12 protein-coding genes are annotated in these 12,236 nt (G+C 70.1%); 8 read left to right on the top strand and 4 right to left on the bottom strand.

The genetic code is table 11. From position 1 onward, the window contains the following. The first annotated feature begins 55 nt into the window (after positions 1–55). On the top strand, positions 56–742 hold the full coding sequence (locus ITJ61_RS05680; protein ID WP_104241564.1) for a FadR/GntR family transcriptional regulator: 687 nt from the start codon (positions 56–58) through the stop codon (positions 740–742). Between the two features lie 11 nt (positions 743–753). Here the strand turns inward: ITJ61_RS05680 and ITJ61_RS05675 are convergent, their stop codons facing one another. Further along, positions 754–1,494: an SOS response-associated peptidase gene (locus ITJ61_RS05675; protein ID WP_104241563.1), complete on the bottom strand. Its 741-nt coding sequence runs from the start codon at positions 1,492–1,494 to the stop codon at positions 754–756. Between the two features lie 69 nt (positions 1,495–1,563). On the opposite strand from ITJ61_RS05675, the gene hisC reads away from it, so the two are divergent. Next, on the top strand, positions 1,564–2,631 hold the full coding sequence (hisC, locus tag ITJ61_RS05670) for a histidinol-phosphate transaminase (protein ID WP_104340837.1): 1,068 nt from the start codon (positions 1,564–1,566) through the stop codon (positions 2,629–2,631). Further along, positions 2,628–3,917 (top strand): ATP-binding protein, encoded by a 1,290-nt coding sequence (locus tag ITJ61_RS05665; protein ID WP_104298578.1) that lies wholly within the window; start codon positions 2,628–2,630, stop codon positions 3,915–3,917. Before hisC ends, ITJ61_RS05665 begins: the two co-directional genes overlap by 4 nt. A 171-nt stretch (positions 3,918–4,088) precedes the next feature. On the opposite strand, the gene ITJ61_RS05660 is transcribed toward ITJ61_RS05665, so the two are convergent. Next, complete coding sequence (locus ITJ61_RS05660) at positions 4,089–4,469, bottom strand: hypothetical protein (protein WP_104298579.1); 381 nt, start codon at positions 4,467–4,469, stop codon at positions 4,089–4,091. Positions 4,470–4,616: 147 nt separating this feature from the next. Here ITJ61_RS05660 and ITJ61_RS05655 point away from each other — a divergent pair, with 147 nt between their 5' ends. Beyond that, positions 4,617–5,501, top strand: a complete 885-nt coding sequence (locus tag ITJ61_RS05655; protein WP_194685744.1) for a carbon-nitrogen hydrolase family protein — start codon at positions 4,617–4,619, stop codon at positions 5,499–5,501. 4 nt (positions 5,502–5,505) lie between these two features. Here ITJ61_RS05655 and ITJ61_RS05650 read toward each other — a convergent pair whose 3' ends face one another. Continuing rightward, a complete protein-coding gene (locus tag ITJ61_RS05650) occupies positions 5,506–6,711 on the bottom strand; it encodes an aminotransferase class I/II-fold pyridoxal phosphate-dependent enzyme (RefSeq protein ID WP_194685743.1) in 1,206 nt (401 codons plus the stop codon). Between the two features lie 140 nt (positions 6,712–6,851). On the opposite strand from ITJ61_RS05650, the gene ITJ61_RS05645 reads away from it, so the two are divergent. After that, positions 6,852–8,168: a S1C family serine protease gene (locus tag ITJ61_RS05645; protein ID WP_194685742.1), complete on the top strand. Its 1,317-nt coding sequence runs from the start codon at positions 6,852–6,854 to the stop codon at positions 8,166–8,168. Positions 8,169–8,177: 9 nt separating this feature from the next. Here the strand turns inward: ITJ61_RS05645 and ITJ61_RS05640 are convergent, their stop codons facing one another. After that, on the bottom strand, positions 8,178–9,074 hold the full coding sequence (locus ITJ61_RS05640; RefSeq protein ID WP_104306927.1) for a hypothetical protein: 897 nt from the start codon (positions 9,072–9,074) through the stop codon (positions 8,178–8,180). Positions 9,075–9,205: 131 nt separating this feature from the next. On the opposite strand from ITJ61_RS05640, the gene ITJ61_RS05635 reads away from it, so the two are divergent. The 3 genes from ITJ61_RS05635 to ITJ61_RS05625 are packed head-to-tail and all read left to right on the top strand — an operon-like array spanning position 9,206 to position 12,141. Further along, on the top strand, positions 9,206–10,261 hold the full coding sequence (locus ITJ61_RS05635; RefSeq protein WP_416366846.1) for an ABC transporter ATP-binding protein: 1,056 nt from the start codon (positions 9,206–9,208) through the stop codon (positions 10,259–10,261). Then, entirely contained in the window at positions 10,237–11,808 is a 1,572-nt protein-coding gene (locus ITJ61_RS05630) for a hypothetical protein (protein WP_194685741.1), read from the top strand. Before ITJ61_RS05635 ends, ITJ61_RS05630 begins: the two co-directional genes overlap by 25 nt. A 42-nt stretch (positions 11,809–11,850) precedes the next feature. Next, the gene (locus ITJ61_RS05625; RefSeq protein ID WP_104242105.1) at positions 11,851–12,141 is read left to right on the top strand and encodes a DUF3039 domain-containing protein; all 291 of its coding nucleotides are present in this window, start codon (positions 11,851–11,853) and stop codon (positions 12,139–12,141) included. Positions 12,142–12,236: the final 95 nt, after the last annotated feature.

Below are 12,236 nucleotides of genomic sequence, written 5' to 3'. Positions count from 1 at the left end.
CGAGGCCCCCGCCCGCCCCGCGCGATGCCCGGGCGAGGGATGGCACGATGTGTGCATGAGCATGACGCGCGCCGAGGAGATCGCCAAGGTCCTGGCCGACCGCATCGTCGAGGGAAGCATCGCTCCCGGCGACCGGCTGCCGAGCGAGGGCGGCCTCGTCGAGGAGTTCGGGGCGAGCCGGAGCGTCGTCCGCGAAGCGCTGCACCGCCTGCAGTCGCGCGGCCTCGTGCGCACGCGTGTGGGATCGGGAAGCTACGCCCTCACCCCTCCCGTCGCGACGACGGGCGACGACTGGCTGGGCGCGCACTCCGAAGCGGAGCGCGCAGAGCTCCACGCCTTCCGAATCGCCGTGGAGGTCGAGGCCGCCGCGCTCGCGGCCCGCTCCCCGTCAGCGCAGGAGATCGCCGAGATCGACGCGGCCCTCGCCTCCCTCGCGAAGGCGAGCCTGCCGAGCGAGACCGTCGACGCGGACTTCGCCTTCCACCGTGCGATCGCGGCCGCGTCCGGCAACCGCTACTTCCTGACAGCCCTCGACCGGATGGGCGCGCGCGCCATCATCCTGCCTCCCGCGCGCATCTCCGACGTGGACCGCAACGCGGCCGAGGCTGCCGCAGTCCTCGCCGAGCACCGGGCTGTCGCCGACGCCATCCGCCTCGCCGACCCCGTCGCTGCCGCAGCGGCAGTGCGCACCCACCTCGCGGCGTCCACCGCGCGCCGAGCCGCCCGCGGCACCGGCTCCTGACTCCTCGCTGACTACCCCGGCGTGCTGACGGGGGCCATCAGCTGCGGCCCCGTGCTCGACACCCGACCCACCTCGGGGCCGACCTCGTGCATGGCGAGCGTCGACGCCAGCTCGACACCCGCCTGGCTCGCCTCGTCGAGCAGCCCCTGCGTGCCCACCACCGACTGGTCGAGCCACGCATCCCAGAGCGCGCGCGGCAGCATGAGCGGCATGCGGTCGTGGATGCTCGCCAGCTCACCCGTCGACCCCCGCGTCAGGATCGTCGTCGTCAGCAGCCACCTGGACGGATCATCGCCGGGCTTCGTGGGGTCCGCCCACCAGGAGTACAGGCCAGCGAACGCGATGAGCTCGTCGTCGTGCTCCGGGTGGATGAAGAACGGCGTCTTCGACCCGGACTTCGTGCCATCTGCCTTCTTGCGCCACTCGTAGTAGCCGACAGCGGGCACGATCGCTCGCCGCTGCTTCACCGGCCCACGGAACGTCGGCTTCTCCAGCACCGTCTCGATGCGCGCATTGAACGCCTTCGACGAGAAGCTCGGATCCTTCGCGAACGGCGGCAGCAGCCCCCACCTCGCACGCTCGACGCGGCGAACCGCGGCCCCACCGCCCTTGGGCTCGGGCTCCACCACCACGGGGACCGGGTCGGTCGGGGGAGTGTTGAACGACGGCTCCGGCAGATCAGCGCCGAGGGCCTCGATATCGAAGAGCGCCTCGACGTGCTCGACTGCTGGGGTGACATAGCGACCGCACATGGCCCAACGCTACGACAGCGCCGCCCACGGCGCGCGCTGCAAGCTTCGGATTCTCTGTACGCTCAGTGCATGGTCAAGCAGCGCAGCGCCCTCGACAGCATCCCCGCCTACAAGCAGGGTGCCATGCCGAGCACCAGCGACGTCGTCAAGCTCTCCTCCAACGAGAACCCGTTCCCGCCGCTCGCCTCCGTGCGCGCCGCCGTTGCCGAAGAGCTCGAGCGCATCCACCTCTACCCGTCCATGGCGGCACCGGAACTCACCTCGCGCGTCGCGACGCTCCAGGGCGTCGAACCCGAGAACATCGTCTTCGGAGCAGGCTCCGTCGAGGTGGCCACACAGCTCGTCCAGGCCAGCGCGGGACAAGGCGACGAGGTCATGTTCGCCTGGCGCAGCTTCGAGGCGTACCCGATCATCGCGATCGGCGCAGGAGCGACGCCGGTGCAGGTGCCCCTCACCGCCGACGAGCGCCACGACCTCGACGCCATGGTCGACGCCATCACCGACCGCACCGCGATCATCTTCGTCTGCAACCCCAACAACCCCACGGGAGCGACCCTCACCCACGCCGAGGTCCGTGCATTCATCACGCGCGTCCCCAGCGACGTGCTCGTCGTCATCGACGAGGCCTACGAGCACTTCAACCGCGACGCGGAGACCGCCATCGGCATCGACCTCTACCGGGAGTTCCCCAACGTCGCCGTCCTGCACACCTTCTCCAAGGCCTACGGCCTCGCAGGACTCCGCATCGGCTACGCCGTCGCCCAGGCAGACGTCGCAGCCAACCTCCGCAAGGTCTCCGTGCCCTTCGCGGTCTCCGCCCTCGCCCAGACCGCCGCCCTCGCCTCCCTCGACGCCGAAGCCGAGCTCGGTGAGCGCATCGACGACATCGTCAGCGAACGCGCCCGCGTCACCGAGGAGCTCCGGGCCCAGGGCTGGAACGTGGGCGAATCCCAGGCGAACTTCGTCTGGCTCAGGCTCGGCGACGACACCGAGCTCATCGACGCCGCACTCACCCGCTCCGGCGTGCTCGCCCGAGCCTTCCCCGGCGAAGGCATCCGCATCACCATCGGCTCGCCGGAAGCCAACCGCCGCGCACTCGCCGCGCTCGCGGGAGTCAGACAGGAGGCGACACGATGAGCACCTGGCGCATCCGCGATTTCCAGCCGACGGACATGGACGCGCTGCTCCGTCTCTGGGAGCAGCACCGCCGCTCCGGCACGGAGCCCGTGTACGGCCTCAGCGAGGTCATCGCCTCGACCCGCAAGGACACCGCCGTCGTCGCGGTCGCGGGCGAGAAGATCGTCGGCGTCGCGGTTGCGCGTGCGGCCCACGACCAGGGCTGGATCGTGTTCTTCGGGACCGACGACGAATGGCGCCGCCGCGGAATCGGCGGGGCCCTGCTCGCCTCCCTCGAGCAGCGGATGGCGCAGCACGGGCTGCAGAAGCTCACGATCCTCGTTCCTGACGAGCAGACGCAGGTGGGGGCGCTCACGAAGGCAGGGTTCGCCGACAAACGCCACCTGCGCTACTTCGAACGGGAGATCCGCGTCAAGCAGCAGGAGATGGTGGCCCTTCGCGAGCTCGGCGGCCGCATCCTGCCCTCCGACCGCTGGGACGCGATCGGCGGCATGCAGCACGAGAAGGACGTGCTCGAGCGACGACTCGTGCTGCCGCTCAGCGACCCCGACCTCGCCGAGGAGTACGGCGTCGTGCCGCCTCGCGCGATCGTGCTCTTCGGCCCTCCGGGCACGGGCAAGACGACCTTCGCGAAGGGCATCGCCTCCCGTCTCGGCTGGCCGTTCGTCGAGGTCTTCCCGTCCCGCCTGTCGGCGTCGCCGCGTGGCCTCGCCGGCGAGCTGCGCGAGACGTTCGAGCAGGTCGAGTCGCTCGAGCATGCCGTCGTCTTCATCGACGAGGTCGAGGAGATCGCGTCGCACCGAGGCGGGGAGCCGCCGTCGCCCACGCAGGGCGTCACCAACGAGCTCCTGAAGATCATCCCAGCCTTCCGGGAGAAGCCAGGGCGACTCCTCATCTGCGCCACCAACTTCATCCGCGCCCTCGACCAGGCGTTCCTTCGCCACGGCCGCTTCGACTACGTCATCCCCATCGGGCTGCCGGATGCCGCCGCGCGCCGCGCGATCTGGGAGCGGTACGTGCCCGAGTCGGTGAGCGACTCCGTCGACGTCCCCGCGCTTGTCGAGCAGACGAGCGGATACTCGCCCGCCGACATCGAGTTCGCGGCACGCCGCGCCTCGCAGGTCGCGCTCGAGCGTGCCGTCGCCGCGCGTAACTCCGGCGACGTGGTGCCGCTCGGCCCCACCACCGACGACTTCCTCGCCGCCATCTCCTCGACGCGAACGACCGTGTCGAGTGAGGTCGAGCGCGAGTTCGAGGAGGACATCTCGGCGATCGCCCGCGTGTAGCGGGGCTCGGCTGTCCAACATCAGTGCAGAACGGCGTCGAAGGCCGCGGTTCCGGCGCCATCGGCCGAATATCGCACCGAAGTTGGACAGCGGCCGGCCGCGGACCGCGCGTTCAAGCGAAGAAGAGGGGCCGGATGCGATGCATCCGGCCCCTCTTATGTGCAGCTGAGGCTAGGCCTTCTTGGCTGCGCTGTCTTCGTCGTCGGACGTGATGTCGAAGTCGTCGACCTCGTCATCGCCGGCCGGGTCGAGCTCTGCTTCGACCTCGTCGAGGTCGTCGTCCTCGTCGGAGTCCTCGAGCTCGCTCTCGATCTCGTCGATCCACTCGTCGAGGAGGTCTTCTGCGGCTTCGTCGTCGGAGGCGGACTGCACCTCGAGGGTGCCGTCGCCCCACAGGCGGGAGGAGACGCGGACGTCGTCGGTGTCCTCGACGGCGTCGTGTGCCTCCGACTCGAACTCGTTGGCGATCTTCGCCGCTTCGTCTTCGGATTCGGCTTCGATGACGAGCGCCGAGACGACCTCGTATTTCAAGAGCACGGCGTAGGTAGGCATGGGGCGACTCCTCGTGACTGCGAGCGCACCGCTCGCAGAATGAAGGTACTCGTGACCGAGCGCCCAGACAAGCTGAGGCCGGTGCGTCGCGGATGACACCTTGGTGAAGAGTTTCCCGCGTCCCGGCGCTCGACGTAGGCTCGCGTCATGCCACTCGACGCGCCTGCCCCCCTCGATGCGACCGCCAGTGCACACGACGCCTCGGCCAAGCGGTCTCCGCTCGCCGTCGCCGTCGCCCAGTACGCCCCGGGCTCGGATCTCGCGGAGAACGAGCGGCTGCTGCGCGAGAACGTCGCTCTCGCGGCGGACCGCGGGGCCCAGTTGGTCGTCGTGCCCGAGTACGCGAGCTTCTTCCTGCCGGAGCTCGGGCCGGAGCTCGTGCGGAACGCGCAGGACCTCGATGGGCCCTTCGTCTCGCTCATGCGCTCGCTTGCTGCGGAGCACGGCGTGACGATCGTCGCGGGGCTCGTGGCGACGTCGGAGGACCCGCAGCGCTTCGCCAACACGCTGGTCGCCGTCGATGCCACGGGCGAGGTCGTTGCCCAGTACCGCAAGGTGCATCTCTACGACGCGTTCGGGGCGAAGGAGAGCGACTGGGTCGTGGCCGGCGATACGGCCGCGCCGCAGACGTTCGTGGTCGGCGGCGTCCGGGTCGGGTTGCAGACCTGCTACGACCTTCGGTTCCCCGAGGTCTCGAGGACCCTCGTGGATGCGGGGGCCGAGCTCATCGCGATCCCCGCGGAATGGGTGCGCGGACCGTTGAAGGAGCATCACTGGACGACCCTGCTCGCGGCCCGCGCCATCGAGAACACGGTCTACTTCGCCGCGGCCGACCATCCAGCCCCCATCGGCGTCGGTCACAGCGCCGTCATCGACCCCAGGGGCGCGACGATCGCGGGCGGGGGCATCGAGGCTGGGCTCTCCATCGGCTGGGTGTCGCTCGAGGTGCTCGACTCAGTTCGCGAGCAGAACCCGGCGCTCGAGCTCCGGAGGTACCGGGTCGTGCCGGTCGAGGCAGCGCCGACGGACTGAGCCGCTACCGGCTGAGCTCGCCCAGCCGGTCGAGCCTGCGCATGCCCTCATCGAGCACCTCGTCGCTCTTGCAGAACGCGAAGCGGACCAGCGAGCGGTAGTCGCCCTGCCGCTCCGGGGTGCACAGCGCGGCGACGGGGATGCCGACCACCCCGATCTCGCGCGGCAGCCGCCGGCACAGCTCGGTCGCATCCGTGTACCCGATGCTCGCCGCGTCGGCGATCGCGAAGTAGCCGGATGCCGGAGTCGCCGTCTCCAGGCCGCGACTGCGCAGCGCGGTCACGAGCAGGTCGCGCTTGGCCCGGAGGCGCTGGCGTTCCTCGTCGAAACGACGCTCCGGGAGTCTGAGCCCGACAGCGACGGCTGGCTGGAACGGCCCGCTCCCGACGTAGCTGAGGTACTGCTTCACCGCGAGTACCGCCTCGATGAGAGCGGCGGGCCCGGTGACCCAGCCGACTTTCCAGCCGGTCACGCTGAAGGTCTTGCCTGCCGAGCCGATGCTGAGCGTGCGCGACGCCGCCCCCGGGAGGCTGGCGATGGCGACATGCGCTCCGTCGAAGACGAGGTGCTCGTAGACCTCGTCGGTGACGATGATCGCGTCGTGGCGCGCGGCGAGGTCCACGATGAGCTGGAGCGTCTCGCGGGGGAGCACGGCACCCGTCGGGTTGTGCGGCGTGTTGACGATGATGAGGCGGGTCCGGTCGGAGACCGCGCGCCGCAGCTCATCGTGATCTGGCCGGAACGCGGGCCACCTGAGCGGGACGGTCACGAGGCGGGCATCGGCGAGGCGAGCGAGCGCCCCATACGCGTCGTAGTGGGGTTCGAGGACCACGATGTCCTCGCCAGGCTCGACGAGCCCGAGCACCGTCGCGGCGAGTGCCTCGGTGGCGCCGACCGTGACGAGGACTTCCCGGTCGGGGTCGAGCGCGACGCCGCGGAACCGCAGCTGGTGCTCGGCGATCGCGGCGCGCAGATCTGCAGTCCCCCGGGGCGGCGGGTACTGGTTCTCGCCGCGCGCGATCGCCTCGATCGCCGCATCCAGCAGCTCCCGTGGTCCCGCGTAGTCCGGGAAGCCCTGCCCCAGATTCACCGATCCGGTGGTGCGAGCGAGCTCGGTCATCTCACCGAAGACCGTGCCCTGCAGTTCGCCGCTCGGGGAGAGGAGGCCGGCCCCCTGGGCCGCCCGGAGCCATGGTCCGTCTCTGCGCATGCATCCAGTCTGTCACCGGCCGAGTCACGATCGAATCTCGAACCGCGACGTGCCGCCGAAACCAGAGCGATCGCTCCGTTCGCTCCCTAGACTTGCGCCACGGATGCGCCCCGACGCATCGAGAGAACGTCAGGATCCTCATGCTCGACTCATCACCCGCTGCGGGCGCCGACGCGAACAGCGCGCAGACCCAGTCGAGCGCTGCGCGGGCCGAGGAGCACGGCCGCCACCGAGCCGGGGCCCACCTGCACTCCATCCACGACGATGCGCCCGTGGTCAGCCGGCGCACCGGCCTCCTCGTCATCGCGGGCATCGCAGTGGTCGCGGCGGTCGTCGGCGGGCTGAGCGGGGCACTCATCACGGCGAATGTGCTCAACCAGCCCAACCAGGACGCCCAGCGTCTCACGCAGCCGCTCGGCTCCCCGAGCGAGCCGACCGCCCCGCTGCCGGGAGAGGCCAGCGCGGCGATCGTCGGGGCCGCCCCGAGCGTGGTCACGCTCACGGTCTCGACGCCGACTCGCACCGAGACGGGGTCTGGCGTCATCTACTCGGGCGACGGCCTGGTCATCACCAACGCCCACGTCGTGACGCTCGACGGCACGGTCTCGGATGCGCAGATCACGGCGACCACCAGCGACGGCCGCGTCTTCACGACCACTCGGGTCGGCTTGGACGTGCTCGCCGACGTCGCCGTGCTGCGGCTGACCGACGCCAGCGGACTCCAACCCGCCTCCTTCGCCGACTCCGACCAGATCGTGGTCGGCCAGTCCACGATCGTGCTCGGGGCTCCGCTCGGGCTCGCCGGCACCGCGACGACGGGTGTGGTGTCCGCGGTCAACCGCAGCATCGAGATCGCGTCGGCCGCGGTCCCGCCGACGGTCGACGAGAACGCCGCCACCGATTCGCCCCTCAGCTCCACCACCGATCCGGGCAAGAGCATCGTCCAGCTTCCCGTCATCCAGACGGACGCCGCCATCAACCCGGGCAACTCGGGCGGTGCCATGCTGAACGCGAACGGCGAGGTCATCGGCATCAACGTGGCGATCGCGGGCACCAAGTCCGGTGGCCAGGGACAGGCCGCCTCGAGCGGCAGCATCGGCCTCGGCTTCGCGCTGCCCGCGAACTACGCCGTCCAGATCGCCGCGCAGCTCGCGGCCGGGCAGACGCCGTCGCACGGCGCGCTGGGGGCGACGGTGCGCAACGCGGCGACCGTCGCGACGAGCAGCCAGAGCATCGTGGGCGCCTACGTCGACAGCGTCGTGGAGAACGGCGCCGCCTCGATCGCGGGCCTCAGCAGGGGAGACATCGTCACGTACATCGGCACGGTCCCCGTGTCGAACGCCAACGACCTCATCGCGCACGTCCGCGTCTACGAGGCAGGGGAGGTGGCCACGCTCACCGTCGTCCGCCAGGGCGAGGTGATCGAGGTCGAGGTGTCCCTCGACGCAGCGGCCTAGGCGGACTCCCTAGGAGACCCCGTCGGTCTCCTTGCCCTTGCCCCGCGTGAGCGCGAGGGGCACCCGGAAGAAGCTGAACGGCCCGCGCGTCAGCGCCTTGTGGTCGTCGCCGTCGTCCGGCTTGGAGCTGGCGAACTGCGGGTGCAGCTCGATGGGGAAGCTCGCGGGGGCCACACCGAACGCCTCGCGGGACGTGCGCACGACCTCGTTGCTGAGTATCCGGTTGCCGGCACCCCCGATGACGGCGCCGATACCGAACGGCACGAGCCGCCCGACCGTGCTCGCCGACTGGCGAACGACGAAGCGCTTGAGGAACATCGACTGGATGCGCCCGGACAGCTCGCCGACCATCGCCCGCGGGAGCCGCTTCGTCACGATCTCGCCCCAGAACACCTGCTTCGCCGGGCCCTTGCCGAAGGCCTGACCCGCGAACTGCTGGATGAGGTTCTTGCTGGCCTTGCCGAGCATGAGGGACTGGATGAGGGTCCGCGCGCGCACGGGGTCGGAGATGGGGAGCCCGTGGATCTCGGCGACCGCCTGGCCGAACAGGGAGGTCATCTCGAGGAAGCCGGCGGTCTCGACACCCGTCACGGCGAGGGATGCCGCCGTGCCGACGCCCGGCACCATCGCGGCGGCGCCAGCTGCGCCCCCGCTCACGGTCGTCGCGTTGAGGTACTGCTGCTCGATCTTCTTGATGAGCTCGCTCGGGGTCGCATCCGGGTACTTTCCGCGGAGGATGCGGATCTGCCGCAGCACGATCGGGCGCTGGATGGCCATGAGTCGGTCGAGCCAGATCTTGTCCTGCTCTCCGGCTGCCGCAGCCTGCTGCTCGTCGCGCGGCGGCAACGGGGCGTAGTTCGCCGCGTCTGCACCTTCGTTGACGCGCGGAGTGCTGGAATCTGACACTGGACCTCCTCGTGATGGCACGGCCGAGCGCGGAGCGCATGGCGACGCGAGCAGTGTATGAGGACACGCCTGGGGGGAGCTTGGAGTCGCAGGGGCGGCGTGGCACGCCGGATCGTTGGTACGGTTGAGCGATGTCTTCGAAGAGCTCAGACGTCGGCGATGGCGCCGCCGACGATGTGAACGAGAGTGCTGCCAGCCCAGACGTACCGGAGGGCGACGCGAGTCGACCCCAGGCGATCATGGTCGAGGCGATCGTCGTCGACGACAGCGTGACCGCTTCATCGCTCGCAGAGGAGGAGGCCGCGGCGCAGGAGTCCGGCCTTCCCGCTGCCGTCAGGAACCCGGTGCTGGGTGCCGCGACGGCAGAGGGTCTCTCGACGATGACCCCCGTCACGCGTGTCACCGAGGCGCCCGAGCGTGAACTCGGCGACACCGTGCTGTCCGTCACCGGCCTCACGAAGCGCTTCGGCGCGGACGTCGCCGTCAACGACGTCACCTTCGAGGTCCGTCGTGGCTCCTTCACGGGCATCGTCGGACCGAACGGCGCCGGCAAGACGACGACCCTGTCGATGGCGACGGGGCTGCTCAAGCCGACGAGCGGCACCGTCGAGGTGCTCGGCCTCGACGTGTGGAAGAACCCGAAGGCCGCGCATCCCCACATCGGCATCCTCCCGGACCGGCTGCGTCTCTTCGACCAGCTCACGGGCGGACAGCTCCTCTACTACTCGGGACTCCTGCGCGGCCTCTCGCCCGCGGATTCGCGGTCGCGAACCGAGTCGCTCGTGCACGCCTTCGAGCTCGAGTCGGCCGCCAACCGCCTCGTCGTCGACTACTCGGCGGGCATGACGAAGAAGATCTCGCTCGCCGCCGCTCTCATCCACTCGCCGGAGCTGCTGGTGCTCGACGAGCCGTTCGACACGATCGACCCGGTGTCGGCGGGGCAGCTCATCGACATCCTGCTCGAGTACGTGCAGCGCGGGGGAACGGTGCTGCTCTCGAGCCACAGCATGGACCTCGTGCAGCGCGTCTGCGACCACGTCGCCGTGATCGTTCGTGGCGAGCTCCTCGCTTCCGGCACGGTGAGCGAAGTGCGCGGCAACATCACACTCGAAGAACGCTTCCGCGACCTCGTGCGCGGCACGCCACAGATGGAGGGGCTCGATTGGCTGGACATCTCCTTCAACTGAAGCTGCAGTCGATCCGCAACGGCGCTCGGCGCGACTCGCAGCATCGGGGGGCATGGATCGGCACGCTCCTGCTGTCGATCCTCGCCGCCGTCTTCGCCCTGTTCGCGGTCCTGTCGCTGCTTGACTCCGACATCGAGGCGAAACGCGAGGGGGCCATCATCGCTGGCTCGCTCGTGACCGTCGCGACCGGGCTCGTGAGCGTCTTCGTGACGCCGATCGCCGCGATCGATCCGCGCTCGCTCGCCGTCATGGGCTTCTCGCCCCGGCGGTCGGCCTGGCTGGCGCTCGGCACGGCGTTCGTCAGCGTGCCGTCGTTCGCGATCACGATCGTCCTGCTGGCAGGGCTCCTGCTCTGGACCGGCGACTCGACAGGCCTGCTCGTCGCCATCGTCGGCGCCGCGCTGGTCCTCGCGACGCTCGTCGTGCTGTCGCGCCTCGCTGGCCTCGTCGGTGAGGACCTGCGGGCCAGGCGGCTCGTGAGCGACGCCCGCGCAGCGCTTGTCCTCGTGCTCCTGCTCCTCGCGTCGCCCATCGTGTTCGTCGCGGTGTCCGTCGACTGGCAGCTGGGTGAGCACGAAGCCGTCAGCGCCGCGCTCGAGGTGCTCTCGCTCTCTCCCATCGCGGCCCCGTGGGCGGCAGCGGCGAGTGCGACAGGCGGAGACCTGCAGCTCGCCTTCGGGCAGCTCGGCATCGGTGCGGTCACGCTCGTCGTGCTGCTCGTGCTCTGGCAGGTCGTCGCCGGCCGAGTCGCCTCCGCTGCGCTCGGCGGCGACGAGACCGAGCTCGTCGATCTCGGCGCGTTCGGCGCCTTCGGCCGCTCGCCTGCGCTTGTCGTTGCGGCGCGGACGGTCACGTACTGGATGCGCGATCCGCGGTACGTCGTCGTCAACGTGTCGATCATCCTCATCCCGCTGCTCGCCCTGATCCCGCTGGCGGTCGTCGGCGTCGAGGCGCGGCACCTGGCGCTGCTTCCCTTGCCGCTGCTGGCGTTCTTCATCGGGTGGACCCTCCACAACGACCTCGCCTTCGACGGCTCTGCGGTGTGGATGCACGTGACGAGCGGCATGTCCGGGCTCTCCGACCGCTTCGGTCGCGCCCTCCCGACGCTCGTCTTCGGCACGGTGGTCGTCGTTCTCGGCGCACTCGTGACCTGGCTCATCGTGGGCGAGTGGGGCACGATCCTCGCCCTCGTCGGCCTGTCGCTCGGCCTGCTCTTCGCGGCGACGGGCTTCTCGAGCATCGGCAGCGTGCTGCACCCGTATCCGGTGGCGCGACCGGGCGACTCGCCGTTCAGCCAGCCCGTGCGGTCTTGGGGATCCGGCGTGTTCTGGCACCCCACGACCGGCTTCATCGCGATCCTCCTCATGGGCCCTTCCGTCTACGCGGGCCTCGTCGCCCTCAACGGCGGCGAGTCCTGGTGGAACTTCATCGCCCTCGGCTGGGGGGTCGTGGTGGGGCTCATCGTCCTCGTCGTGGGCTTGAACGCGGGCGCCAGGCAGTTCGAGCGCCGCTCCAGCGAGATCATGGCGTTCGCGCAGAGCGCGTAGCCATCCGGTAGGGCCCGCGGTTTGCGTTCTAAGATGATCGGCATGACGTTCTCCAGCACCCCAACGGGCCCCGGCGGGCCAGACGAGACCGGCGGCGGCACGGCGATCCTGGATCGCGAGCTCGAGCAGCTCCTCAACGAGGAGCAGACCGACGACCCGGGCGATCACGACAAGTTCTCGCACTACGTGCGCAAGGAGAAGATCCTCGAGTCGGCGGTGACGGGCAAGCCTGTGCGCGCGCTGTGCGGCAAGAAGTGGCTGCCGAACAGCAACCCCGACCGCTTCCCCGTCTGCCCGAACTGCAAGGCGGTGTACGACAAGATGAAGGGCTGAGCCGCGCATCCACCGGATGCACGAGGCTCACCCGCACGCGCGACGGCCGCGAACCCGAGATGGGTTCGCGGCCGTTGTGCTGTCCGGCGTCGAGG

Source organism: Pseudoclavibacter sp. VKM Ac-2888 (assembly GCF_015351285.1).
GTDB lineage: Bacteria > Actinomycetota > Actinomycetes > Actinomycetales > Microbacteriaceae > Pseudoclavibacter.
Note: the sequence above shows the minus strand (reverse complement) of the source record. Positions and strands in the feature narration are given on the sequence as shown.